Origin of the sequence: Bacillus sp. DJP31 (genome assembly GCF_049310945.1) — a bacterium.
Taxonomy (GTDB): Bacteria; Bacillota; Bacilli; order Bacillales; family SA4; genus Bacillus_BS.
The window spans coordinates 1-26,938 of the sequence record NZ_JBMERO010000008.1; the positions used below are offsets into that span (position 1 = coordinate 1).

Below are 26,938 nucleotides of genomic sequence, written 5' to 3' on the forward strand. Positions count from 1 at the left end.
GAACCATAAATAAGCGATAACTGTCTCGATTAACGACTATTCGGGACTGCGAGAACCATAAATAAAGGATAACTGTCTCGATTAACGACTATTCGGGACTGCGACACCCCAAAACAAGGAATCTCTGTCTCGATTAGCTACTAATCAGGACTGCGAATCCAAAAAAAAGGGATAACTGTAACGAATGCGTGCCTGTGAATCAAAAAAAGAACCATATAAGGTTCTTAAACGCTCTTCCATCTCAAATAATCAGTAACGATCTCAATAGCAACACCAATAGCCTCTTCCTTAGGTGAAAGCTTTGAATGATGTAGTCCGTATTCAGTGTCAACACCAAGCCAAAACATGAACCCTGGAATATCCTTAATCATATACCCAAAATCCTCGCCCGTCATCGCCTCCGTACATTCAATGAGTTGGGCATCCGGGTGCTCTTTAATATATAGCATAAATTCTCTAGTCATTTCATGGTGATTATACACCTGATGATACATCGCACCGTAATCAATATCTACATTACATCCATAACCCACTTCGATCCCTCGAACCATTGCTTGAATTCTCTCTTTTACTTTTGTCATCGAAGCTACAGAAAGAGTTCTAATTGTACCTTCAAGACGAGCTCGTTTGGCAATAATATTTTGAACCGTCCCACTTGTGATTTTCCCTATCGTAATAACAGCACTATCAAGGGGATCCACATTTCTCGAAACAATGGACTGAAGTTGTGTTACAAGCGTGCATGCGGCCACAATCATATCATTTGTTTGATGTGGAAATGCGGCATGTCCACCCTTTCCATGTAAATCAATAAATAATTCGGACGTATTGGCAAATAAGAGACCCTCTTTTGTTGCGATTGTACCAACTGGGTGCTCTGGAGCAATATGAAGTCCGATAATCAAACTAGGTTTCCATTCCTTGAAAATGTCACTATTGATCATGGGCTCTGCTCCACCAGGTCCTTCTTCTGCTGGTTGAAACATGAAAAGCATATCATCGTTTATCGGTTCATTCACAACGTTTGTTAAAATCCCAAGGGCAATGCTCATATGAAAATCATGACCACAGGCATGCATAAATCCGTCATGTTCTGATTGAAACGATAGTTCGGTCTCTTCATTAATTGGAAGTGCATCTATATCCGCTCGGTATCCAATCATTTTTGATGGATTTGTACCGTTTACTTTGACGAAAATTCCAGTCTTCCATGTTCTAATTTCCATCCTATTTGATGGCAAAGTATGAATGTAGTTTAGTAAATAGGCTTGTGTTTTAAATTCCTTATAGCCAACTTCAGGAATCTTATGTAAGTCTCTTCGTATCTCAATAAAAGGTTGGTATGACTTCATATTGTTCTTCCCCTTTTAGATTAAAAATGAAGCGTGGATAATCATCCACGCTTTCCTCTTATTCTTCATTTAGTTGACGTAACTCTTGTTTAATCTCTGTTTTTGATTTAGTCTTTTCATCGATTTCCTTGATGACTCTTGCAGGTGTTCCAGCAACGACCGTGTAAGGAGGAACATCTTCGATTACAATCGCTCCTGCTGCTACAACCGCTCCTTTACCTACAGTTACACCCTCTAAAACAACGGCATTTGCCCCGACTACTACATCATCCTCTATAACGACAGGCTTGGCTGATGGTGGTTCAATGACTCCTGCAAGTACTGCCCCAGCTCCAATATGACAGTTTTTCCCGACTGTAGCTCGCCCGCCAAGAACAACTCCCATATCAATCATAGTTCCTTCACCAATCACAGCACCAATATTAATCATTGCACCCATCATGATAATGGCATTGTCACCAATTTCAACCTGATCACGGATAACTGCACCTGGTTCAATTCTTGCTTTGATCCCCTTTGTATCCAGAAGAGGTATGGCCGAATTACGGCGATCATTCTCAACAACAAAATCTTGTAAATCAGTTTTATTTTCTTCTAATACAGCTTGGATTTCTTTCCATTCACCAAACACAACGCCTGTATCACCAGTTATGAATGTCTTTGTATTTGCACCCCAATTTATGCTTTCAAGGTTTCCTTTAACATAGACCTTTACGGGCGTTTTCTTCTCGCTTTTTTGAATAAAAGTAATAATCTCATTTGCATCCATCATTTTCATTATGTATGGTCTCCTTTTCAATGCTTCATTTCTTTACTCTATCAGACGGGATTTCAGATGACAAGCGAATACTATTGTTATTTATTTGGCTCAAGATTCTCTTTAATTATTTGTAAAAAGGCATCTACCTGCTTTAGCTGGAGTGCAGACTCATAACCAAGTAGCCATGTATCCCGTTTAACAGGTAACCCCACCTCATCAAACAGTGGAATCTTAAAGACGGCAGGGTCGTTTTCATGAAATGTGATCGATGGAAGGATCGCATACCCGATACCATGAAAGGCCATCTGCTTACACGTCTCTATTTGATCAACTACGATGGTTTGTTTCGGTGGGTGTTGAAATTTCCGATGCCACCAATCTTGTATTTCTTGATAATAGGTTGAATCACTTTTAAATTGAATGAATGGTCTTTCTGTTGATCGAAGCTCATCCAGATTCTTTATCTCGGTATCAACAAGATATAAAGAGTCTGTAAGAATGTGCTGCTTTTTTCCTTTCCAATCTGGTGTTCCTCTGATAATACCAATATGAACCTGGTCTTCATATAAATGCTTTAAAATCTCACTGCTCCACCCTGTAATAAGGGAGATTTTTGCATGTGGATATCTTTGAACAAACTGTTTTAATACATTAGGCAGCCAGTGCTGACCAATAATGGATGCGACGGCAAGCTTTAATGTTCCGTGAACTTGTGAGTTAAGTGAATGAATCTCTTCACGAACTCGCTCCTCTTGCCAGACAACCTCATTCGCATATTCAATGATTTTCTCCCCGGCAGGAGTTACTGTTAATCCTTTTTGGGAGCGCACAAAAATTTGAGTATCCCATGCCTTTTCAATGGATTGGAGTCTTTGGCTAAGGGCTGGCTGAGAAACAAACAACTTTTCGGCTGCCTTTCTCATATTCATTTCAGCTGCTAACGTGACAAGGAGTTTGCATTCAGACGTTTGCATACTTAACCCCCTTTCAAGTGATAAGTTTTTATTATAGTATAGGTTAATTTTTTCGAAATATCATTATCATAATAAATCGATTACAAGTAATTAGAAAAGATTGGTAGAAGGTTTTCAAAAAATAGTTAGTGAGCTGGTGAGTGATGTAGACATTTTATTATTAATTTTAATTGGATTGATTGGTACGTTTATTGGCACATTAGCTGGTGGTGGTGGTTTGATTAGTATGCCCAGTATGCTTTTAATGGGGGTTCCTATTCATTCAGCGATTGCTGCAACAAAATTTTCAAATACATTGAGCTCTTTTTCTAGTTTTTATGTCTTATTTAGGCAAAAGAAAATTGATTTAAAGACTGCTATTTTCTTAGCACCTCTTGGTATTTCTGGTGGAATTACTGGCGGGTTGATCGCCACTTCAATTTCTGAAAAAGCAATGACAACTGCTGCGGTTTTTTTACTAAGTTTTGCCTTAGTTCTAAGCTTTATAAGGAAACCGAAGGGGGACGGACATTCAACTACTAAAGTTTCACGTAAGGTATATCCCCTGCTTTATGGCATTGGTATTTATGATGGAATGTTCGGTCCAGGTCAAGCTACACTGCAGATGTATACGTACCTTCATAATGGCTTTTCCTATTTATCAGCTATTGCACTAACTCGCTTTCTAACTTTTTCAAGCTGTTTAGGAGCATTTAGTACGTATTTTCTTACAGGGCATCTGAATTGGAGGGTGGCGCCAAGCTTGGCAGTGGGCTCTTTTATAGGAGCACAGCTATCAGTACGAGTTGCCGGAAAGCTTTCAAGTAAGCATCTTCAATTCATATTAAGAGCATTGACCGTTCTATTACTTGTTCAATTAATGTGGAACTTACTAAACTAGAGGAGGTAACCCGGGTGAAGATTTCCATTAAACGATTAGATCATGTTCAAATTTGTATTCCATATAGAGGATGTTCAAAAAGTCCGGCAAAAATAGCTTCGAATTTCTTCGTCAGCTCGTCTTTCCGCTCCTCACGTATACAAAACATACGCTCCGGTGCTCAAGACTTCGCTTCCTTGAACTTCTTTGCTCTTTTTGTCCTCCTTTTTGAACAGGCTCGTATATGCAAGATGATCTTGCTAGAAGGTTTTATAGCGAATTATTAGGTTTTACAGAAATTGAAAAGCCTGATTCCTTAAAGGGAAACGGTGGTTTGTGGTACAAAGTAGGAGATATTGAGCTTCATATTGGTGTGGAAGATATGGGAGATTTCAAAAGTAAGAGACATCCTGCCTTTGAAGTTACTTGTTTGAATGAAGCTAGACAGTATTTAGAGGAAAATCTAGTTAGAACCTTAGATGAAAAACCAATCCCGAATGTGGACCGATTCACCTTTTACGATCCGTTCGGAAACAGAATTGAATTTTTAGAAAGAAAATAAGACTTGTCGTAGTGACTAGTCTTATTTTTGATCGTCTTTAGGTAAAAATAATACTAATACAAAGCTTACGATTGCAAATAAGAGGACCACCCAATAAACAGTCTGGAGGGAAACGGTAAGACCTTCTTGAAGAACACTACGGACCGATTCCGATAATTGACTCCGTTGCTCTTCATTAAGTAAGACATTGGTTGTATCTAAATCCACTTGGTCTTGAAGGCCTTGTGATTGGATATAAGCTAAGAGACGTGAATTTAATATCCCACCTAAAAGCGCAGCTCCAATTGAACTGCCTAAGGTTCTCATAAACATATTTGCGGCCGTAGCCACCCCTCTTTGTTCCCATTGAACAGTACTTTGAATGGAAACGATAAAGGAAGTTGTCGTAAAGCCCATCCCTATTCCAAGTAAAAAGGATCCAAATGCTGCCCAAAGTGGACCAGACTCTGGTGTCATCGTGATAAAGATAAGTGAACCGTGGATGAGTGACAAACCACCGATTATAGACGTTGTTCGAAATCCTATCTTCAATAGTGATCTTCCCGCAATCGTTGCTGCTATTGGCCAACCGATTGACATTGTTGTTAAGGTGAAACCTGCTACTATTGGTGATTGTTCCATAACCCCCTGCACAAATGCGGGTAGAAAGCTAGAAACACCAATTAACATGACCCCTGTTGTTAAGGATGCGAGATTGGCAATTAAGATGGAACGCTCACCCCATATCGAGAAGGGCATCATTGGCTCCTTTGCTCTTTTTTCCTGCCAATAAAATAAAATCAAAACGAAAACAGATAAACTTAGTAAGGTCAAAACTGGTACTGAAGCCCATTCCCACCTAACACCGCCCTCAACGAGAACAATCATTAATGTACTAACTCCAATAAATAACAATCCTGCTCCCCAGTAATCAATGCTGTGCTTCTTCTTTTCTATTCCCTCATGTAAAAAGAATGTCAATACAGCAATAGCTAGTATTCCTAATGGGAGATTTAGCCAGAATACATATTTCCAGCTAACATATTGAACAAGGATACCTCCTATAGCTGGTCCTAATATAGCAGAGATACCCCAAACACTTGATAAGTAACCTTGGATTTTAGCCCGCTCTTCTTTTGTATATAAGTCACCTACAATCGTTGAAGCAATCGGCATCACTGCCCCTGCCCCGAAGCCTTGAATAAATCGGAAGACAATGAGCATTTCCATTGAGTTGGCAAAGCCACAAAGTATAGAGCCGACCATAAAAATGATAATTCCAACAATTAATACGGGCTTACGCCCAAATAAATCAGAAAGCTTTCCATAAATAAGGACTGTAACAGCATTCATCAAAAGATAGGACGAAAAGACCCAGCTATAAAGAGAAAAGTTCCCTAAATCTGAAGCAATGGCTGGCATGGCTGTTGATACAATTGTTGCTTCTATTGCTGCCATAAACATTGCTAGCATCACAGCTGCTAGAACAAAAGGGCGGTGCGTTTGTTTCTGTTTTGCATTATGTACAAATATTTTTACTGCTTCACCCATGATTCTGACTTCCCTTCTTCACCCGAAAAAAGGGTTGACCAAAAAGGTCAACGCCATTTACTTATTGAGCTTTCGAATATGTTGATTAAGCTGTTTTAAGATGACCCTTCTTGTAAGAATTCCTTCGAACACTGCATCTTCGTTTTGAACGCATACAAAAGGATGATCAATAACCAGTTGCAATCCCTTTAAAAAAGAGTCTTGTATGTGTAGACGTGGAATATCACGATTCATTACTTCTTCGACCTTCATCGTCTCTAATCGTTCAAATTCTATTCTTTCAAGACCTAATGTTGTATCTAGTATCATGGCTGTGCTAATAAGCCCGTGTAATCTGTACGTCGGATCCAAAACCGGAATAGCTGAGTAACCTGACTTAACAAGAACTAACAAAGCATGCTCCAAGCTGTTTTTCATTTGAACATGTGCTACCTTTTCAGAAGATATAATAAGATCCTTTATTGTTGTCTCTACAAACTCTCCACTTTGAAGACTAATCATGGCTTATTCCCCTTATGTTTGTTTATCACTAAATACTTTATATATATTTTATTCAACAAATAGTTGCCATAGTGAAACCCAATCTTCATTTTATCACATTTTTTTATGAAGATATAAGAGAAAAAACTTTATATAAATTCTTGGAATGAAAAAAAGAAACCAAAATTGGTTTCTTATGTAAAAACTATTTCGTATAACGATTGGCATAACTTGAAGCTGTATAGGAATCAGGTTTTATTTTGGCTTCTAATCCCATAGAATTAATTCTACCTGTCATTTCCTGAATTAAGTCTTTTGTGATTCCTCTTTTTCCAATGTCTAAATGAATTTCAAACCGCAAATCTGCACCTTCATCTGCATAGGGCAATAAGATTTCTGTCATTTCATTAAAATGATCATTCGAAAACATCCATGCAAGTTCTTGAGAATAACCAGTTTCCATTGATATTTTTTCACGGACACTCCTTATTTCTCTCGGAATGAGCATTTGCCTGAGGCAACCCCATGCACCCTTACCTAGTCGATGAACATGAATGGCAGAAATAAATCTGGTTTCATTATGGTGGACATGGGAGTCCGTTCCAATCGACAGATGATAGGATGCACAAGGATCAACTTCAATAAACCTTAATATTCTAAAAAATACTCGCTCAAATGTCATGTTGTTCTCTGTTAAATTTTGAAACAACATTGGATCACTCATGTTTCCACTCCTTATGCAAACTTACTAAGCAGCTTTTCGTGAAGGTTTCATCAGTGGATCGTCCGTAAGTCATTTCTTTTAAAAGAATTGTCTTCATCTTATTTTATACAGGAAGGCTTGTCAGCTTGTTATAATTTTTTACCCTTTACTTGTTTTAATATTTTTGAGAGTGTATGAACAAGCAGGACAAGTAAAAATAACATTTTGATTAGACTGAGCAATTAGTACTTCTTCAAGAAGACTATTTGCCTCACATTTTGGGCAAATAACTAATGGTGTTTCCAATCAATCTGCACCTCGATTAATGAATTAAGTCAAAAATTTCAATCGCAGCCATATCAATGTTATCAAATTGATATTTTTTTGGTTTCTCACCTTGCTGATATACTTCAATCTCAAATGTTTCTGTTTTTTGAAAATATGTTACGCTACATCTTCTTTCCCCATCAACTTCAAAATATCGTTGTGCCGGATCTCCACTATCCTGTGACTCAGTTAAACTCGTTAAACGTTGAAGTATCCCTTGAAGCTTCGACATCTATATTCCCCCTATAAGTAATGAACATAATCTCCAATATATACCCTATCACAAAAGTTTCCTAAAAGCATGTTTCTTGTTTAAATTTTACCCTTATTGATAGGATAGACTATGATTTCATTTTTATCCATATTGAGGGGAAAAATTACCTTGGTGATGAAACTTCAAAGAAAGCACAAAATAAACAGAAGAGATTCCGAGGAATCACATCTACTTGTTCCATAATATTGAAAGTAAAGTGAGTAGTGAGTATTCTTGTTTTACTACTTCTGTAGTAATAGGTAAAGTTTGATATAACGATCCATAAAGATTGCCCCCTATAAATCGACTCATAGTCATGCTTTTAGATTTATTGGGACCATATGCATGTGGAGGTTGGTTAAATGTAACGCCAAGATTGACGAGCGTTCCATCAATAGATGTATGGTAAATTCCAGATTGAAAAGCCGTTTTTGGATTGTCCTCCGTGTTTATATGGCTCACTCGTTGCTGTTCGGTTACTTCTTCTAATTTTTCCCCTTCTTCTATATGATTGGGAAGTTCATTTAAAAAAGAAATAGCAGCAATTTTCCAACCTGTTTTATCCTGTTCCAAAGTAACAATCTCATATTGAGAATCAAAAAAAACTGGGCCTGTTCCTTTAAATTTTTCAGACACATAGATCTTTTGCGAGTTCATGTCCATAACCATTTTAGTATCATCATTGAACGAATAATGTGGGACAATATAAATGGAGAAATCAGTTCCATAAAAAATATATCCTTTTTCTTCTAAAACCAGATGCTCTTGCATAAATTCATTGGCAAATTGAGCAGTCATATATGCTGACAATTTGTTTGCTGCTTCTTCCCATGAATGGTGGTGTTCAGTTAAGGTGAATTGAACTTCATTGGCCTGCTCTAAAAGTTCTTGAACAGCTTGCTTGTTCAAAGTGTTACCAGTGGTTGCTTCAACCTCTTGATTTAACGGTAAAATTAACAAAATTGTTGTCATCAAGAGGCCTAAACTGAACTTTAACAAATGATCTCCTCCTCTATGTATTATCGATACTTGTCCTACTTTGAATTGTAACAATGTTCACGATGTATTAGAGTTTGTTTCGTTCGTAAAATAATGGCATGTTTTGACACTTTATTCTATATCTTATTGCAGATTTTCCCTACCTTTTGCAAGAATAAACAATAATCAACAGAAAAACAAAAATGGTAAGACTACAGCAAAAATTGTAGTCTTACCATTTTGATGATAAAGCGTAGTAGGCAATAAACGCAATAATGAGCGATGCCGCAACCAGGTAGGCTAAGAAAATAGGATTCCTAATAAAAGGATGATCTTGAACTTTTTCATTGATTTCCGTATCATAACCACCTGTTTGGTACTTTGTATTTTTAGCTATTTTCATCGTGTAAAAGAAGCCAATGACTAATATGAGAAGTGCTAGGACAGATAATACTGCAGTAAGCATCGTCATGGAAATCCCCCTAGTTGTGTAAGTATATATACTATATAGTTACACAAAAGAGTTACCGTTATTCAGGTTTTAAAAGAGAGCACTTTGCTCATATAAGTATTCATAGGTTAAATCAATGAACAGGAATTGATCCCGATTAATCGGATACGAGAAGGTTCGGATTGTTTCTCCTGACTCAATATCGCTATATGAATCGGAAAGAATCCCTCTCTGTTCGAGCCTCATTCTCATAATATTTTCAAGAAAGTAGGGTCTCCAGCTCCAGTTTTTTTCATAATATGAGGAATGGAGCTCCCAGCCATTCTTTGTTTTAAGATGGTTTGCAGATTGTTGAAATCCATCTTCGTCACAAATATAAATTCGAAAGCTATAAGTAGATAAGTCATTCGAGATGGACTTAATGAGTGCATCACCTTGATATTCTTTTTTATTTCTTAGTAATAATCCATGGACAATTTGCTGGAATCGCTCTGAAAGCTGATGAATGTTTTGAATTTTTCTTTTTTCATGTTCTATAAAGTGACTTATTTCATTCTTAAGCTTTTCTTTTAGTAAGTTTTCATTGATAAAAGAGTCACTCGGTTCTTGTAAATAGAAGCCTTGATAATATCGTCCTCCGTTACTCCATGCATATTGAAGCTGATAAAGTGTCTCTATGTCTTCATATAGAAGTGCAGCTCCAATTTTACGAGCAAGTAATGAAAGAGAGAATAAAATATCTTGGTAGGAAGTCAGAACGTTGGTCTTTCTAAGCATATGTAGGTCAACTTTTAATATATCAGGTGCAATCAGACCAATTCGATCAATACTGCCTGTTCCATTTCCGACATTATCCACAGCTATTTTGATCCCATATGTTCGATAATACATAAGTAAATGATTTAACTGTTCAATATCTCCCAGAAAATCATGCTCTGTTATTTCTAGAACAAGATGATTTAATGGGAACCCCTTTTCTTGATACGTCAAAAGCAGCTCGAGCAACGCCATACCTTGATCTCTCATTAGTAGGTTCGGGTTTCTGTTAATAAATAAAAATGGGGATGAATCGTGCATGAGCCAATAATCAAGTGCATTTTTTACCACTATATCATCTACTTCAAGGCGATATTCATCAGGAATTGCTCTGTCTTGAAAAAAAGGGCCAAGGCTAATAATGCCTTGATCAGATTTATACCTTCCTAAAACCTCATACCCGAGCACTTTTCGCTCATCAGCTGTAAAGATAGCTTGAAAATGTGGGGTCACCATAGATAAATTACTTAAGATGTCTAACGGATCCATTCCCCCAGCTCCCAACTTATATATTTTTTATGTATTATATCATGAAAAACGCAAACATCTAACCTGCAAACATCCCTTTACCACTTTAAAGCACCGGGGGCCTGTCCCCCGATGCTTTAAAGTACTAAAACGGAAACTGATTTAGCCATTGTCCGCCGTCCATCGTTATGCATTCTCCATTAATATATCCAGCTTCATCAGAGAAAATGTAAGCAGCAAGTCCTGCGATTTCTTCTGGTGTTCCTAATCTTCCAAGAGGGACACTTTGAATCGTTCGCTTGGCTGCTTCCTCTGATTCCCAAAGCTTCTCTGCACCACCCGTTCGTTCGATAGGTCCGGGTGCAATGGCATTCACACGAATTCCATACTTTCTTCCCCATTCGACAGCTAACGTTCTAGTCATCGAGAGTACCCCTGCCTTTGCACTAGCAGAGTGAATTACACCAGCTCCGGCATCCCACGCATATGTAGCCACCATGTTGATGATGCTTCCTTTAATTCCCTTTTCAATCCAATATTGCCCAACAGTTGAACTACAGTAAAAGGTCCCATTTAATACAATATCAATGACAGACTTCCAGCCATTTGCTGTTAGCTTTTCAGCTGGGCAGATAAAGTTTCCTGCCGCATTATTTACTAAAAAATCAATTCGACCGAATACTTCATTTGTTTTTTCTACCATATGTTCAACATGCTCTGGCACTCTAACATCCATTTGAATGGTCAACACTTGACCATCAAATGTTTCAATTTCCTTTTTTGCTTCCTCTAGCTTCTCAATGGTACGACCTGTAATAACCACGAATGCACCATCTTTAGCAAAACGCTTTGCCATATACATCCCCATACCACTAGATCCACCTGTTACAATTGCAACTTTTTCTTTCATACATTCAACCCCTTTTTAGTAACATTTTCAAATCTATCTTATCACTACTGTTATGGCTAGAAAAATAGTTTAGGATAAAAAATTTATAATTTTTTATATTTTCACACTAAAAGAATGCAATCCAATGCTGGAAGGACCCTTCATTAATAAAGAACTCTACTATTGTACTATGATGGTTTTAAAGGGGGCGGTCTTTGGGTTGTGTTTTTGGACTTCGAGCCGAGACTACCCTCCCCCCCAATATGCTTCTCCCCCTCCCTACCTGAATGAAAATTCAGGTAGGGAGGGGGGCTTTAAATAAACTAAACAAATTAATTATACATACCCTCTCTTAAAGTGTTTTTTATCAATCCATGTTATAATTTTATATAATAAAAAATTGACAGATTGGACAAAAAAATGACTGATCAATACACACGCAGGGGTTTCTTAAAAAAAGCATACCGTTTAACGATAGGAGCCATTTTAGCTTCTACTTTTGGTTACACTTATTCTCGGTATATAGAGCCTAAACAAATGGAAATCAATCATCTCGATCTATTATCCCCTAAAATACCTAAGAATTTTGACGGAATTAGAATACTGCAATTTAGTGACACTCATATTGGGCACTATTACGATAAAAAGCAATTTACAAAGCTCATTCAGAAAATAAACGAACTAGAACCAGACCTGGTTCTTTTTACAGGTGACTTAATTGATGCACCTCATACTTATCAAGGAGCAAACGAGCTAGTGCCATTGTTAGTAAGTATTAATGCACCACTTGGAAAATTCTCCATTTACGGAAATCATGATCACGGCGGATATGGAACTGAAACTTATAAGCACATTATGGATCATTCTGGCTTTAAACTTCTGATGAATTCTTTTGAATCCGTAACTATACTAGATGAACAAATCGTTGTAGCTGGTTTAGATGATTACATGTTAGGTAGACCTGATTTTGAACAAACATTAGGAGACATTGAAAAAGGCATATTTACAATTTTCCTTGCACATGAACCTGATGTTGCTAAAATAAGTCATTCCTATCCAATCCAAGTGCAACTTTCAGGACATAGTCATGGCGGACAAATCCAGCTACCCTTTTACGGCCCATTAGTCACTCCTCCGTTTGCTACAGAATATATCGAAGGATTTTATAAAATCGGCCAGGAGCCACTGACCCTTTATGTAAATCGTGGCCTTGGGACAACTCGTGTTCCCTTTCGATTTTTGTCAAAGCCGGAAATTACTCTTTTCACATTGAGAAAAGAGTAATTTTCCTCGAACTAGGCGTATTCCTCCCGATTAGCCTCTGACGAAGATAAAGGAAAAGGAAACTCTATTTTTGTGCGTGAACTAGACACTAAACTATTGAATACCATATGAAAAACGACATTTCAACTTATAAAGTAGACTATTTTTGTGTTTACTCATTGAATTAGCTGATGTGCATTTAAATCGATAGTTCTAACTAAGATAAACTATGAAATTACCCTTATATTCACATAAAATATGAAAGATATCTTTCGTTAAGTTAACTGGTTACATCTTTTTCGACGTTAATGCAAATCATGTCAGCTATTTCTTAAGACTAATTGGGTTTTATTTTACTATATCAGCAAATATTTGCTTATTTCGACGATTAATCATATTTTATCAGCGTTAATTCGATTTTATCAGTGGTTTTATTGATATATCGGCGATAAGACATTTATTACCACAATATTGTAAACACTCATCTCCTTGAGTTTGAAATAAATTTTGATAAGAAAAAAAAGCGTGAAGATAAGCTCTTCACGCTTTTTATCTCAGAAATCCATCCTCAATTTCTTGTGCTGGAATTGGTCTACTAAATAAGTATCCTTGTGCTTTTTGGCACTCTGCTCTTCTTAAAAATTCTGCCTGTTCCTCAAGTTCAACACCTTCAGCAATGACATTAAAACCAAGACTATGCGCCAAATGTATAATCGTTGTTGTAATAGCAGCATCCTTATCATCGGTTAATACATCTCGTACGAAGGATTGATCGATCTTTAATGTGTTTAAAGGAAACCTCTTCAGATAACTTAAAGAAGAATACCCGGTTCCAAAATCATCCACTGATATTTGAACTCCAATTTCTTTTAATCTATTTAGAATTAAAATTGTTTCTTTTGTATCCTGCATAGCACCTTCTGTTATTTCGATTTCTAATTGAGAAGGATGAATACTGTTTTTTATTATTGAGTGGTTGATTACTTCAACAAGATTTGGTTGTTGAAATTGTCTTGCCGATAAATTCACAGCAATTGAAATGTTTGTAAACCCTTTTAGCTTCCATTTCCTAAGTTGAGAGCAAACTTCCTCAATCACCCATTCACCTATTGGAATAATCAACCCTGTTTCCTCTGCTAAAGGAATGAAATCAGATGGAGAGATAAACCCAAGTAATCCACAGTTCCACCTTAGCAATGCTTCAAAACTATTAATGTCTCCCGTATATAAATCTACTTGTGGCTGATAGTAGAGTACAAGTTCATTTTTTTCAATGGCTTTTCGCAGACAGGTTTCAATTAGCATTGTTTGCGAATCTCCTCTTCGCATATCGGTAGAGTAAAATTGGAAATGACCTCTTCCACGTTCTTTTACACGATACAAGGCTGTATCAGCACTTTTAATTAACGTCTCACCATCTATCCCATCATTGGGAAACAAACTGATTCCGACGCTAGGAGACACAAAAAATTCATGGGTAGTAAGCAAGAATGGTAATTTGAATAATTCAATTACTTCTTCAGCAAGCTTGTGGGTTTCACATCTAGATATATTTTCGATAATAAGAATAAATTCATCTCCACCTTGACGGTAGACAGTAATTCCTTCTCCCTTAATCGAAAGAAGACGCTGTGCGACTTCTTTTAAAAGGAGGTCACCAATGTTATGTCCCATGCTATCATTTAAAAACTTAAATCGGTCTAAATCGACATACATTAAACTGAGAGTTTGATTTTTTTGAGTCGCATGTTGTACTAATTCTTGTAAATCTTCTTTTAAAGAGCTCCGATTTGGTAAGCCCGTTAAATGATCATGGTAAGCAATGAACTTCATCACTTCATCATTTCGAACTTGTTCTGATATATTTCTAATAATGCTATATACACCTGTTATTTCCTGGTTGACAACAATGGGTACCATTTTTAATTGCACATGTATAGTTGAACCAGATTTATTCAGCATCTTGCATGTAACATGATCCTTAGTCTTTCCTTTAAGTGTCCCTTGCAGAAGTGAATCTACTAGTTTAACATCCTCAGGTAGAAGCAAGTCTGTAAGATAAAGGTGAGTAAGTTCTCTCTCTGTATAGCCTGTAATGGTATATGTTGACGGATTAGTCTGAAGGATTACACCACTTTTATTCAAAGAGCAAACGGCATCATTGTTATGGTCCATAAGGGATCGGTATTTCTGCTGACTTTCTATTAATCTTAGCTTTTCCAGCATTTTTTCAGTAATGTTTCTAGTAACACAAACTACAAAGATACATTGTCCATCATCATCTAGAATAGGTGTTAATATTGACTCCCCAATAACCTCTTCGTCATCAATTTGAATGGTATCTAAAAAGGTAATGGGTACAATGTTTTGGGCTGCTTTTTCATACTTTTCTTGTAAACGTATAGCAATATTACTCGGTAGCACCTCTTGTAATGTAAGACCTAAGCTTGATTTAGAGATTTTAGCATGCTTATATGCCGCTTTATTTGCATAAATATAAGTAAAGAGTGTACCTTTATCCACCCTCATCAAATAGACCAAATCATTTACTGCATTTAGAATAATCTCATTTATAATATTTTCCATTTTATTGGAATATCCTTTATCCTGAACATCTATATGTAATTGTTGTTTGATTCGACTCATTATATATCCATCCTTAAGTGAAATTAACCGTTATCTTCTATACTAACAAAGACCTAATAAAAAAGAATGCCTATTATTAATGTATATATATTCCACTTCAAGTAATGGAGTTCCTTCTTTTTCGACAAATAACTTACATATTTACTTTAACAGAAATAATTAAAAAAAAGAAGACTACCTTTATAAGGGTAGTCGATTTGCTACATATCCAATTCTTTTGTAGTTTCTAAATGGGCTTGTCGATTAAAGGGCCACCAATTTCCTTTTCCAAAAACCTTTACCATCACAGGAACGAAAAACGGCAAAAACACAAGTGCGTACAAGATTAGTCCACTTAATACTAGAGTAGCAATTTGCAATAAGGATAGCACTCCAGACGGATACATAGCAGCAAAGGTTCCAGCTAATATAATCGCCGCTGAAAAGATGACAGTTCCCATGTTCTTCATTGCCTCAATCATAGCATCCTTCACCGTTAACTCCTTATACTCGTTAAATCGATCCATTAAGAAAATGGAATAATCCACACCCAGTGCCATTAAGATGACAAAACCGAAGAACGGCACTGCCCAGCTAATTCCTGGATATCCTAAGATATTGACAAAAATGATTTCATTTATTCCCGAAGCTGTAAAGTAAGTTAATACTAGAGAAGCAAGTAGATAGATTGGCATAATCAGTGAACGTAAAAGAATGATTAAGACAATCCCGATTCCAATCAGCATAAAAATCACCGTTCTTGAGTAATCTGCTTTTGAAATATTATTAAGGTCAGCATACGTACTCGTTACACCAGAAATACCAATTCGAGAATTTTCTAATGGAGTACCTGATATTGCTCGTTTTACTGCGGATTCAATGAGATCCATTTGCTCTAGAGCTTCGTTCGAGTATGGATTGGAAGATAAGATGACATCAAATGTCGCTACCTTCCGATCATTGGATAAATACGTATCTAGTACTTGGGCGAAATCTTCTGATTCTAGTACCTCTTCTGGCATATACCAGCCAGTAATTTCTTTATCGGGACTTTTTCCTAATTCCCCTAAATACTCAATAGCACTTCCTAAACCACCAGATACTTCTTCTAGTCCGCTAGCACCATCCGAAAGACCCATAGATAGAACTCCGAGTTGGTCGATAAGCGCCTGAACACCTTCGCCAACCTCTCTTTGACCATCTCCCACCTTCGATAGTCCAGAAGACACTCCAGGTAGTTCATTTATGACCTTTTGCTGACCTGTTGCAGCCTGATCTAAACCTTTTTGAAGTTCATTAATTCCAAATAAAATCTCTTGAAGACCTCCATTGACCTGTGAGTGACCTTGAACTATTTGAGCAAACCCTGCATTAACCCCTAACAAATTTGTCTGGATACCAAGAAGGTTTCGGTTTAATTCAATTAAATCTAGATTAATGCTAACTAGATGTGATTGCACCCCTGCTACTAGTTCTTTAAGTATGTTAAAGTCTTCATCGTTTTCAATATCATAGTTTCTTTCTATGTTTGAAAAAAGGACACTTGTTTCTTCTAACTTATCTTCTTGAATACCAACTAAAGATTGAATTCTTTGATAACTAGGGCTTAACTGCTTTAATCCATTTTCAAGTTGAACATAGCCATTATAAAGATTTCCACTATTTTCTGTTAACAAAGTAGCCGAGTTTAAAGCTTCATCTAGTCCCTTTTTCAACTCATCTATACCGACGCTACCTTCCCTTAGTCCATTATTGATTTGAATGAGTCCATTCTGGAGCTCACCTACACCTTGTTTAAGCTCATTTGTACCAAGTACTAATTGATCAATACCATTCGTTGCATCCTCTAACTGGGGCTTAGATTCGGTTAAGGACTCAGACGCTTCAAGAAGGCCACTACTTATTTGATCAACCCCATCTGTTCCTTGACCCAGGCCCTCACCTAACTGCTCAGCTTGATGGGATACGTAAAATTCTTGAATTTCTTCGCCTAATGGTCTAGTTATACTTCTCACCTTAGCCACAGAAGGTAATGCAGCTACCTCGCGTGAGATATTTTCAAATATAGGCATAAAACTTTCATGATCCATTGATTTATCATATTTTATTACGATCTTAGCTGGTAATGACTCACCAGGACCAAAGCTTTCTGAAATAATGGAGAAGGCTTTAACTGAGTCATAATCATCTCCCATTTCGTCTAGGGCATTAAACGACAAGCTTCCATCATACATCACGAGTGCAGGTAGAATAATGGCTGCAACAAGTAAAAGGCTGACAAGCGGACGTTTAAACGAAAATGATCCTGCCGCTCCCCATAGTACACTTTGTTTATGCTGAAGTGAACCTTTGGATGGCCAAAAGACATATTTTCCCAATGTCACCATAAAGAATGGTACAATTGTCCATAATGCTAGTAAAAGTACAGCTACACCGATTGCGACCGCAGAAGCAGATTGATAGAGCTTAAAGGTTGCAAAACCAATTGATGCAAAGCCAATTAAAACAGCTAATCCACTAAAAAAGACTGTTCTACCTGCTGTTTTATAGGTAATTTGAACAGCGTCATGAACAGAATGTCCATGAGAAAGTTCTTCCTTAAATCGACTAAGTAGTAAAATACAATAATCGGTTCCAATTCCAAATAATATGGCTACTAGAAATATTTGCGTGAAGTTAGATAAAGGAAAATTAAAAATATCTACCATAAAGGCTACAACTGCCTGACTAGAAACATACGTAACCCCTACCGTTACAAGTGGAATTAGCGGTGTAACAATTGATCTAAAAACCAAAATAAGCACCGCGAGTATAAATACAATCGTTATAATCTCAGTCTTCTGTAATCCTTCTTGTGAGCTAACTACAACATCTTCATCAATAAATGCTCCGCTAGTCATATAAAAGTTAGTTGAGCTTATCGATTCTAGTGTCTCTTGTAAATCCCTTCTTATCTTGCCTATTTCTAAATCACCATTAAGTGGTATCGTTAATAAGGCGAGAACAGTTTGACCGTTTTCTGATACGAGTTGATCCCTTAGCTCCTCGTTATTAAAATGTGTAGTGATTTCTGAAATAGACAGATCTACTTTTTTGTCATTTAATTCCTGTATGGTTGACTTAATATCACTAATTTGTTCTGTTGTTAACGACTGTTTTTCATGAAATACGACTGCTACCGTACTAGTATTTTTTCCATCAGAGGATTCTGCTAGTATTTGATCAGCAATTGAAGAACGGTACCCCTCAGGAACTGAAATTTGACCCTTATCACGAACAAGTTCATCCATTGGTGGTGCATAAACAAGTAACAATCCTAAAATAATTGCCCATAGTACTAACAAAAACCATCTTGCTTTCATAATTAATTGCACCCTTAAGCACCCCCATGTTTTTTCTCAATAATCGTAGCAATTTTTTCGTAAATCCCAATGAATTGCTCTAATTCTTCTTCCGTAAGCTCTTTTAAATAAGACTTGACAAACTCCTGAATTTGAATCTCACCCTTTTGATAGACCTCATCGCCTTTTTCAGTTGTTTCCAAATAAACGGATCTTCTGTCATCTTCTCTTTTTGTGCGATTCACATAGCCTTTGTTAACAAGACGATCTATTTTGCCAGTTATAGCACTTCGATTCACATCACAAATATCAGCAAGCTCAGAGGCCTTGCATGGTCCAAAATTCTTTAAATAACGGAGTACGATGTACTGCTCACTCGTCATATCATCTAATACCTGCTCAGAAATAATGGACGAGATTCTTCTAGTGGCAAAAAAATAAATTTCCTCATAACGGCGAATGAATTGATGTAGTTTTTCTTGTTCCATAATTGACTTCCCTTCAATACTCACCACTTAGTTCACACTATGAACTATTCATAGTGATTACTATAATACAGTGGACATTGTCATGTCAATCTGAATAATGTTTGAATTGGCGAAAAAATAACAGTTATCATTGATGATAACTGATACAATAGAAATATTTTCGAAACTGGTAGTTTAGATAATCTTCGAAAAATAATAGCCTATAAGAAAACTAAAAATACTTAAACTAAAAGTACTAATGGAATATTGAAAGAATCTAAACCATTTTTTATCTAGTAGTAATTTTACACAATCCAAAGAAAAGGTTGAGTACGTTGTAAATGAGCCAATGACACCAACAGTTGCACCAAGTATGAGGCTCGAGAAGCTATCATTCATTCCGACTGTAACATTCAAAATCAACCCTAGTAAAAAAGACCCTATTCCATTTATAAAAAGAGTTGGTATATAGCTTTCCAATGTTGGAAATTGCTTTGCTAGGAACGCTGCAAACCAATATCGTCCTAAGGAGCCAATCACCCCACCGATACATATATAGAGCCAAATCATTTATCTATAGCCCCTCTCATTGCAGATGATTTAGTAGCCAAATTTATCCCCACTAGAGTAAAGACTAAACCCAATATCCATGTTGCGATTAGATAAAATCCAAAGATTAGGTGGTGACCTGTCTGCAATAACAGTACTAGTTCACTTGATAAGGTAGACATTGTTGTGAATCCACCACATAGACCTGTGCCTAAAAGAAGCCACAGCTCTTCCTTGAACCCTTTATTCTTTAACCAATGAAACACAAACCCTATTAGGAAACACCCAAGCAAATTTACAATGAACGTTCCGGCAATCGAAAAAATTTCCGGGAAAAGAGTTCCAATTCCGTACCTCATTCCTGCTCCAATAAATCCTCCAACCGAAATATATAAACTCTTTAAACCAGCCATCTTTCTTTGCCGCCTTCCTATTAAATGAACGTACATGCTCAAAAATAGTCATATCACCATATTATATAACGAATTCAAGTTAAGGAGGCAATTTGAATGATTTATCCACAATACAGATCATACGAACAACAACACGATCAACGATTCCCATTCTTACCTTTTTTAGCAGGTCTTGCAGTTAGCCCTTTTTTATATGGAGGTTATGGACCTAGACCATATTACGGACCATATGGATATAGACCAAGACCATTTTATCGTCCACGTCCCTATTATGGAGGGTATCCTTACGGCGGGTATTACGGACCAAAGTATTAATAGTAAGTTAGAATGAACGAAAAACCAAAAAAATACCAAAAAGAAGCCTACAGAGTTAGGCTTCTTTTTGGTAAGAATAAAAAATCCGAGTAGCTATTCCTCATCCTCAAGAACACGGTAAGCTTGTTCGTAAAGTACCATTTGACTATGAAGATCAGGTTCATTCTCACTTCTTTGAACATAGCTGTAATCACCAAACGGATCTTGTACTCTTGCCTTTACATTATCGGATAGCTGAATTTCTAAGATATGAGCTATTCGCTTTTTTATCGAATCCTCGAAGATGGGAAATAAAATTTCTACTCTCTTCTCCATATTTCTAGTCATCATATCTGCTGAAGATAAGTAGGTTCGTTCTTCACCGTTATGATAAAAATAATAGATTCGACTATGTTCTAAAAATCTTCCAACAATACTTCTTACACGAATATTATCACTAACTCCCGGAATTCCAGGACGCAAACAGCAAATACCTCTCACAATTAAGTCGATTTTGACTCCAGCCTTGGAGGCCTCATAAAACTTCATTATTAAAGCTTTGTCAGTTAATGAATTCATTTTCGCAATAATTCTTCCATTATTAAATTTTTGTTGAAGATGAATTTCCTGTTGTATGAGCTCAATAAACTTCTTCTTCATATCAAAGGGTGAAATGGAAAGATGGTGGAAATCGGGTATTTCTGTATATCCACTTAAATAATTAAAAAAGTTAGTTGCATCTATTCCAAACTTCCGCTTTGAAGTGATTAACCCCATATCCGTATAAATCTTTGCTGTTTGATCATTATAATTACCTGTACCAAGATGAACAAAACGTTCAATTCTTCCGTTTTTCTGACTCACGATAAGAGTGATTTTACTATGGGTTTTTAACTGTGTCATTCCATAAATAACATGACAGCCGGCTTTTTCTAATTCCTTCGCCCATTGAACATTGTTTTCTTCATCAAATCTGGCCTTTAGCTCAACTAAAACAGTAACTTGTTTCCCGTTTCCAGCTGCACGCTTAAGGGCATCAATAACAGGAGAATCCCCACTGACTCGATACAATGTTTGTTTAATTGCTAAAACATTTGGGTTTTCTGCGGCTTCTTCAACAAGATCAAGGACCGGTTCAAACGACTCATATGGATGATGGAGAAATACATCTTGATCAAGTACCTTTTCAAATATATCTTCATCAGAGTTTAAATCTTTAGGTGGTTGTGGTATCAGTGTAGGAAACGTCAAATGCTCTTTTATCGCTCCAAAATGCCGAGTGAAGCTAAACATAAATGATAAATCCAAAGGACCTTCTATTTTGTAGACATCCTTTTCATGGATTTCTAAGACATCTAAAAGATAGGATAAAATATTCTCATCAAGACCTTCTTTAGTTACTTCTAAACGTACTGCCGTTCCCCATTTTCTCTTCTTTAATTCTTTTTCTATCTCCTTCAACAAATCTCTAGCGCCTTCTTCATGGATCGTCATATCTGCATTTCTTGTAATTCTGAAGTGGGTCAGAGTATTTACTTTGTACCCTCTAAAAAGCTTATGTATGAAATAGCTTATAAGATTCTCAAGCAAAACAATATGGTGAGATTCTTGCTCTCCAGGGAGGACAATGAACCGATCAATTACAGATGGAACTTGAACGATCGCAAGTTTATTTCGATTCTCTTCCACTTCTTCTTCGTCCTCTAAAAAAACGGCAATATTCAAACTTTTATTTAACAGCATTGGAAATGGACGATAGGCATCAACAGCCAGCGGAGTTAAGACAGGAAAAATTTGATCATCAAACAATTCTTCTAAGTATCTTTTTTGGCTAGTTGATAAGCTGTCGATGTCTGTGAAAGTAATACCTTCATCCTCTAAAGGCTTTATTAATAGGTTATTAAAGCACTGGTATTGAAGATGGACAAGTTCATGAGTTTTAATTGATATTCTGTTTAATTGATTTTTAGGAGTAAGTCCAGCTTTATTCTCAGGTTTTTTAAAACCGACCTTGACTTGATCTTTTAACCCAGCAACTCGTACCATAAAAAACTCGTCCAAATTGGAGCTGAAGATCGAGAGAAAATTTAACCTTTCAAATAAAGGATTGTTTATATCTATAGCCTCTTCCAAAACTCGTTTGTTAAAAGCTAGCCAGCTTAATTCACGGTTATTATAGAACTTTGGATTCTCTAACTGAAGCCTTTCTTCATTCTTTACTACCATAATACACTTCCTTTACTTGTTCTCTCATTCATCGTATCAATCTTAGGTGAGTTAGAAACAAAGATAATGTAAAAGTTTTGTAAAATTACTGAGCGCTCTTCTCTATCTATACTAACTTGTGAAACTGCAATATGACTGTTCTTTTAAGAATCTTTTCTAAAGGTCGTTTTTGCTTTTCAGCTTGATACTGCTCAGACTTCCAATCCTGATCACAGTACAAATGGATTACCGTTATTAGGCCATCATGGTTAATTTCGATTCTCTTAACAATACCTCGTTTTGTCCCATTTAAACTATGACTAAACTTTAGGAGCGTTCCAAGAAGTCGAAGCTTCCTTTGCTCATCCTTCGAAAACCAATTCGTAAATGGAGTAATAAATTGTTTAAATGACTCCTTAGATTTATAAGAAGCTAGTAAAGCAATCAATAGTCTTTCACGATGCATTAAACCATCAATCGTACGATTTGTTAATAGATAGAAGGTATGTTGACTACTTGATTCTGAATCTATATATTCACCAATATTAAAAACATAGGCTGCTTTTTTTAAGTAAAATAAGTCTTCATCATTTAGTAATTCACACTTTTGTTGTATTAATTCCTTATAAAGGAAGGTTACTGTTTTATTTAAATGAGTAACTTGGTCATGATTAATTTCAAAATCTAGGGCTAAGTCATGAAAGCTTTCTTCTACGACATCTGGAAAAATAGGTGTTGCATATGGTTTCATTAGCTCCTCATAAAATACTCCTTCACGGAGTCCCTTTTTGCTAAGGATGAAGCAAGATGCATGACAAATTTGCAATAGGACGTCAAACACTTCTAAGGCAGGTAAGATTACATCGGCACGGTCTTTTGATAAACCTTCAACTCTTTGAAGCTCTGTAAAGGATAATGGAATCAAAAACTGTTTAACGAGTCCTAAATCCTCTCGTTTAAGCTCATACTGATGCAGTCCTGCTAAGGGGTAGTTTTTCATCGATTGATCTATTTGTACAACATTCCTTGCACTACCACCGATCCCTATAATTGGGATATTTATTTGCTCAGAAAGCCATGGTAAACTCGTAAATTGCTCCGATAGATAGTTTCGTAATTGATCAAGTTCCTCTTGTGTCGGAACCTCACCTTTAATAAATTGTTTCTTTAAAGAGATGATTCCAAATGGAAAGCTATGATACTTGAGGAGCTGCCGATTTTTAAACAATGTAACCTCCGTACTGCCTCCACCGATATCAATGGTAATTCCGTGTTCAATCGGAGTAGAATTTACTACGGCTAAGTATCCGTAGAAGGATTCTTCATACTCAGACAAAACAATCATGTCAAAATCGGTAGATTCTTTGACCTTTTGTACAATAATGTCCTGATTAACGGCTTGACGAATCGTAGCAGTCGCAACACATTTAATTTGCTCCAGTCTATGGTATTGGGTGATTTGTTGAAAGCTTTTAAGTGTTTCAATCAGCTTGTTGATTCCTTCATCGTCTAATACTTTATCTTCATTAAGATAATTTCGTAACCGGGCCACCGTTTTAATATTTTCAAGTTCCTTATATCGTAATCCTTTATCTTTTTTATAAATAACAAGGCGCATTGAGTTTGATCCAACGTCAATAATTCCTACTTTTTGATTCAATCTCATTCACGATCCTTTTTTTATCAAAGTTTTTCACATCTTTTTCATTAAATTTCATTATAATACAGTAGGTTTTATTTTAATATAAGAGCATTCTTTTTTTCAGCTGTTTTCGTTAAACATTGTTGCTATTTACCCAATAGATAAGTGGTTGATTGCAGCGAGGAGATGCACCATTCCCCGGGACGGGCAGTGATCATCCTCAGCGCACAGCGCCAAACGTTGAGTCTCACCTGTCCCGCTGACCTTCGCAGAAGTCTCGCATATCCGTTCCAATGAACTTATTTATCGAAGGGAGTATTTTACAAAATTCCTATAAATAAACAATATTTTATAAAAGTGCCTTATTTTATGACATGTTAAGGGGGTATTTTATATGATTCACTTTGTAAAAACAGGTGAAACACTAGCCATTATAGCTTTAAACTACCGTACCTCTGTTGCAACCCTTATTAATGCAAATAATTTACAAAATCCAAACCTTCTTTACACAGGACAGCCAATCACGATACCAGGTATACCTTCTCCTGAAACCATCCCTTACTCCATCTGGGTTTCTTTATCAAAAAGAACCTTATCCCTCTACAAAAATTACAATTTAACAAAGGTTTATCCGATTGCAGTCGGGAAGATACTAAGACAAACCCCTGTTGGTGATTTTGTTATTGTTAATCGTGAACCCAATCCAGGTGGTCCTTATGGATCTATGTGGTTAAGTTTATCTAAAATACATTATGGAATACACGGTACTAATAATCCTAGATCCGTTGGAAAAGCTGTCTCAGCAGGATGTATTCGTATGTATAACCTTGATGTTCTCGAGTTGGCCAATACAGTATCAAATGGAACGGCGGTATACATTAGGCCATGATCCTAAGTAGCTACTTCAGCCGTTTTCTCGTTTAAATAGGTCTTTCCAATAAAAAATTTGGCAATTTTGCAAAAATAAGCTATTATAGGATAAAAGAAAGGAGAACATGCAATGGACGATACTAATAAAACACCAATCGAACAAACAATTTGCAACCTTACCCATGCGATCTTTTCAGTAAATCGACATGCTAAGACAGCACCAGATCCTAAATTTTTATACTTGCTAAAGCGCAAAGCATTAGAAAAATTGGTTCAAGAAGGAAAGGCAAAGAAGGTTGGTTTGCATTTCTCCAGAAACCCTAAAAATAGTAAACAACAGTCCGATGTCCTTGTTTCAGCAGGCGATTATTTTTTTCATTTGCCTCCATCAAAAGAAGACTTCGAACATCTTCCACACTTAGGTTCCTTAAATCAAACTTATCGTAATCCAAAAGCAAATATGTCATTATCTCAAGCAAAAGAGGTACTCCAAAATTATGTAGGTGCGCTACCTTCAACACAAAAACCTCAAGAAAAACCAGGAAATAGAAAATACCAAAAACCAGTTTTCAAACGTCTAGGAGAAAGCTACCGATAGCACCAAACTTGAGCCTTCATTAGGATTAAATTGTAATAATAATCAGCAAAAAGAGCAACAAAAGTCGTAAGCCTTTTGTTGCTCTTTTTTTCATCCCTTATTTTTACCGGTTTTTAGTTCGGGTTTATGGGTCTTCAGTTTTTTTTGTTTTCGTGCTGTGGCCGCCCTTCCTCGAATAAACTCCACCTTCTACCCACCTGAATGGCCACATTCAGGTTCTACAAAAACTCTCACAGACTACTAAAGTCAATCCTACTTTTAGCCACCTACAGAATGAGTTGGTCGATTAGTTGAACTAATTCTGCAATTTCCGGTTTACTTACTTGGGCATTTGCACCAACCTTTTGCCCTTTGTGACGGAGGTCTTCTGTGATAAGGGAAGAGAAAATAATGACTGGAATGATGGATAATTGAGAGTCTTCCTTTATACGCTTTGTTAAATAGTGCCCGTCCATTTGTGGCATCTCAATATCAGTAATGAGAATTTTCACTTCATCTTGTATCAATTTACCATCTGCAATGACACTTTCAAAATAAGTTAACGCATCTTTCCCATTTTCGAAAAATTCTAAGTTTGTGTACCCAGCAGCACCAAGCGTATCTTGTATTAGCTTTCGAAGAAGCGGAGAATCCTCAGCAATAAGAACTCGTTTATTTGAACGTTCACGGTGTCCGAGCTTTAATATTTGATCTTTCGTTATACCAGTGGAAGGATTGATTTCTACTACTATACTTTCAAAGTCTAGTAATAGGATCATTCCATTTTCTCGCTTAACAACGCCTATAATTTTACTTTCAATTCCTTGATACATTTCACTTGGTTTTTCAATTTTATCCCATGAAACTCTGTGAATTTGCGTTACTGTATGCACATGGAAAATCATTTTTGATTTATTAAATTCAGCCACGATAAATCGATCTTGTGCAGGCGATGTGGAATCGGGAAGTCCTAATGCTTTAGCAATACTAACTACAGGTAAGACTTCACCTCTAATTTCAATGATTCCTTCAATAAAAGGGTGTGCCCCGGGTATCTTTGTAATTGTTGCTGGATTAATTATTTCTTTAACTTTTATCACATTAATACCAAATCGATTTTCACCTATCGTGAATTCAACTATTTCTAGTTCATTTGTCCCTGTTTCGAGTAGAATTCCTTTGTGTTTATTTTCCATAAGTTTAGCGCATCCTTTCAAAACCTTCTCACTATGTTTATCGACATTTTAAAGGGTTCTTGCATGCTTGAACTATAAATTTGTTCCATTTATT

General features: G+C 36.5%; 25 protein-coding genes. 6 read left to right on the forward strand and 19 right to left on the reverse strand.

All coding sequences use genetic code 11. From position 1 onward, the window contains the following. Positions 1–224 precede the first annotated feature (224 nt). The 3 genes from ACOI1C_RS09230 to ACOI1C_RS09240 all read right to left on the reverse strand — a co-directional run bounded on the left by ACOI1C_RS09230 (position 225) and on the right by ACOI1C_RS09240 (position 3,086). Entirely contained in the window at positions 225–1,352 is a 1,128-nt protein-coding gene (locus ACOI1C_RS09230; protein ID WP_422510159.1) for an N-acetyldiaminopimelate deacetylase, read from the reverse strand. 58 nt (positions 1,353–1,410) lie between these two features. Then, positions 1,411–2,130 (reverse strand): 2,3,4,5-tetrahydropyridine-2,6-dicarboxylate N-acetyltransferase, encoded by a 720-nt coding sequence (dapD, locus tag ACOI1C_RS09235; RefSeq protein WP_422510161.1) that lies wholly within the window; start codon positions 2,128–2,130, stop codon positions 1,411–1,413. A gap of 77 nt (positions 2,131–2,207) precedes the next feature. Then, entirely contained in the window at positions 2,208–3,086 is an 879-nt protein-coding gene (locus tag ACOI1C_RS09240) for a LysR family transcriptional regulator (protein ID WP_422510163.1), read from the reverse strand. 136 nt (positions 3,087–3,222) lie between these two features. Here ACOI1C_RS09240 and ACOI1C_RS09245 point away from each other — a divergent pair, with 136 nt between their 5' ends. Together ACOI1C_RS09245 and ACOI1C_RS09250 are read left to right on the forward strand one after the other, a co-directional pair. Next, positions 3,223–3,966, forward strand: a complete 744-nt coding sequence (locus ACOI1C_RS09245; protein WP_422510165.1) for a sulfite exporter TauE/SafE family protein — start codon at positions 3,223–3,225, stop codon at positions 3,964–3,966. Between the two features lie 223 nt (positions 3,967–4,189). After that, entirely contained in the window at positions 4,190–4,507 is a 318-nt protein-coding gene (locus tag ACOI1C_RS09250) for a VOC family protein (protein ID WP_422510167.1), read from the forward strand. Positions 4,508–4,528: 21 nt separating this feature from the next. Here the strand turns inward: ACOI1C_RS09250 and ACOI1C_RS09255 are convergent, their stop codons facing one another. The 8 genes from ACOI1C_RS09255 to fadH form a co-directional block, all read right to left on the reverse strand. Beyond that, on the reverse strand, positions 4,529–6,037 hold the full coding sequence (locus ACOI1C_RS09255; protein ID WP_422510169.1) for an MDR family MFS transporter: 1,509 nt from the start codon (positions 6,035–6,037) through the stop codon (positions 4,529–4,531). A gap of 57 nt (positions 6,038–6,094) precedes the next feature. Further along, positions 6,095–6,538, reverse strand: a complete 444-nt coding sequence (gene cbpB / locus ACOI1C_RS09260; protein WP_422510171.1) for a cyclic-di-AMP-binding protein CbpB — start codon at positions 6,536–6,538, stop codon at positions 6,095–6,097. Between the two features lie 184 nt (positions 6,539–6,722). Continuing rightward, positions 6,723–7,241, reverse strand: a complete 519-nt coding sequence (locus ACOI1C_RS09265; RefSeq protein WP_422510173.1) for a ribonuclease H-like YkuK family protein — start codon at positions 7,239–7,241, stop codon at positions 6,723–6,725. A gap of 301 nt (positions 7,242–7,542) precedes the next feature. Continuing rightward, entirely contained in the window at positions 7,543–7,779 is a 237-nt protein-coding gene (locus ACOI1C_RS09270; RefSeq protein WP_422510175.1) for a YkuJ family protein, read from the reverse strand. A gap of 210 nt (positions 7,780–7,989) precedes the next feature. Further along, positions 7,990–8,799, reverse strand: a complete 810-nt coding sequence (locus ACOI1C_RS09275; RefSeq protein WP_422510177.1) for a DUF3993 domain-containing protein — start codon at positions 8,797–8,799, stop codon at positions 7,990–7,992. Between the two features lie 211 nt (positions 8,800–9,010). Further along, positions 9,011–9,250: a hypothetical protein gene (locus ACOI1C_RS09280; protein WP_422510179.1), complete on the reverse strand. Its 240-nt coding sequence runs from the start codon at positions 9,248–9,250 to the stop codon at positions 9,011–9,013. 69 nt (positions 9,251–9,319) lie between these two features. Then, the gene (locus tag ACOI1C_RS09285) at positions 9,320–10,534 is read right to left on the reverse strand and encodes an EAL-associated domain-containing protein (protein WP_422510181.1); all 1,215 of its coding nucleotides are present in this window, start codon (positions 10,532–10,534) and stop codon (positions 9,320–9,322) included. Between the two features lie 124 nt (positions 10,535–10,658). Beyond that, positions 10,659–11,423 carry a 2,4-dienoyl-CoA reductase gene (gene fadH / locus ACOI1C_RS09290; RefSeq protein WP_422510183.1) on the reverse strand — a complete coding sequence of 255 codons (765 nt, stop codon included), beginning with the start codon at positions 11,421–11,423 and terminating at the stop codon, positions 10,659–10,661. A 399-nt stretch (positions 11,424–11,822) separates the two neighbouring features. Between fadH and ACOI1C_RS09295 the strand changes: the two genes are divergently transcribed. Continuing rightward, positions 11,823–12,686, forward strand: a complete 864-nt coding sequence (locus ACOI1C_RS09295; protein WP_422510185.1) for a metallophosphoesterase — start codon at positions 11,823–11,825, stop codon at positions 12,684–12,686. Between the two features lie 528 nt (positions 12,687–13,214). Here ACOI1C_RS09295 and ACOI1C_RS09300 read toward each other — a convergent pair. From ACOI1C_RS09300 to ACOI1C_RS09320, 5 genes are all read right to left on the reverse strand, one after another. After that, the gene (locus ACOI1C_RS09300; RefSeq protein ID WP_422510186.1) at positions 13,215–15,311 is read right to left on the reverse strand and encodes a putative bifunctional diguanylate cyclase/phosphodiesterase; all 2,097 of its coding nucleotides are present in this window, start codon (positions 15,309–15,311) and stop codon (positions 13,215–13,217) included. Positions 15,312–15,511: 200 nt separating this feature from the next. Then, a complete protein-coding gene (locus tag ACOI1C_RS09305; RefSeq protein WP_422510190.1) occupies positions 15,512–18,664 on the reverse strand; it encodes an MMPL family transporter in 3,153 nt (1,050 codons plus the stop codon). Between the two features lie 2 nt (positions 18,665–18,666). Next, entirely contained in the window at positions 18,667–19,119 is a 453-nt protein-coding gene (locus ACOI1C_RS09310; RefSeq protein WP_422510192.1) for a MarR family winged helix-turn-helix transcriptional regulator, read from the reverse strand. A 174-nt stretch (positions 19,120–19,293) separates the two neighbouring features. Continuing rightward, a complete protein-coding gene (locus ACOI1C_RS09315) occupies positions 19,294–19,668 on the reverse strand; it encodes a fluoride efflux transporter FluC (RefSeq protein ID WP_422510194.1) in 375 nt (124 codons plus the stop codon). Beyond that, a complete protein-coding gene (locus tag ACOI1C_RS09320; RefSeq protein WP_422510196.1) occupies positions 19,665–20,060 on the reverse strand; it encodes a fluoride efflux transporter FluC in 396 nt (131 codons plus the stop codon). The genes ACOI1C_RS09315 and ACOI1C_RS09320 overlap by 4 nt, the downstream gene beginning before the upstream one ends. Before the next feature lie 96 nt (positions 20,061–20,156). Between ACOI1C_RS09320 and ACOI1C_RS09325 the strand changes: the two genes are divergently transcribed. Then, positions 20,157–20,375, forward strand: a complete 219-nt coding sequence (locus tag ACOI1C_RS09325; protein WP_422510198.1) for a penicillin-binding protein — start codon at positions 20,157–20,159, stop codon at positions 20,373–20,375. A 93-nt stretch (positions 20,376–20,468) separates the two neighbouring features. Here the strand turns inward: ACOI1C_RS09325 and ACOI1C_RS09330 are convergent, their stop codons facing one another. Then, entirely contained in the window at positions 20,469–22,580 is a 2,112-nt protein-coding gene (locus ACOI1C_RS09330) for an RNA degradosome polyphosphate kinase (RefSeq protein ID WP_422510200.1), read from the reverse strand. Between the two features lie 106 nt (positions 22,581–22,686). Next, positions 22,687–24,225 carry an exopolyphosphatase gene (locus tag ACOI1C_RS09335; RefSeq protein ID WP_422510202.1) on the reverse strand — a complete coding sequence of 513 codons (1,539 nt, stop codon included), beginning with the start codon at positions 24,223–24,225 and terminating at the stop codon, positions 22,687–22,689. A gap of 370 nt (positions 24,226–24,595) precedes the next feature. Here ACOI1C_RS09335 and ACOI1C_RS09340 point away from each other — a divergent pair, with 370 nt between their 5' ends. Further along, positions 24,596–25,090 (forward strand): L,D-transpeptidase family protein, encoded by a 495-nt coding sequence (locus ACOI1C_RS09340; RefSeq protein WP_422510204.1) that lies wholly within the window; start codon positions 24,596–24,598, stop codon positions 25,088–25,090. A gap of 111 nt (positions 25,091–25,201) precedes the next feature. Beyond that, a complete protein-coding gene (locus ACOI1C_RS09345) occupies positions 25,202–25,669 on the forward strand; it encodes a YkyB family protein (protein WP_422510206.1) in 468 nt (155 codons plus the stop codon). Positions 25,670–25,935: 266 nt separating this feature from the next. Here the strand turns inward: ACOI1C_RS09345 and ACOI1C_RS09350 are convergent, their stop codons facing one another. Next, positions 25,936–26,844 (reverse strand): chemotaxis protein, encoded by a 909-nt coding sequence (locus tag ACOI1C_RS09350; protein WP_422510208.1) that lies wholly within the window; start codon positions 26,842–26,844, stop codon positions 25,936–25,938. Positions 26,845–26,938 lie beyond the last annotated feature (94 nt).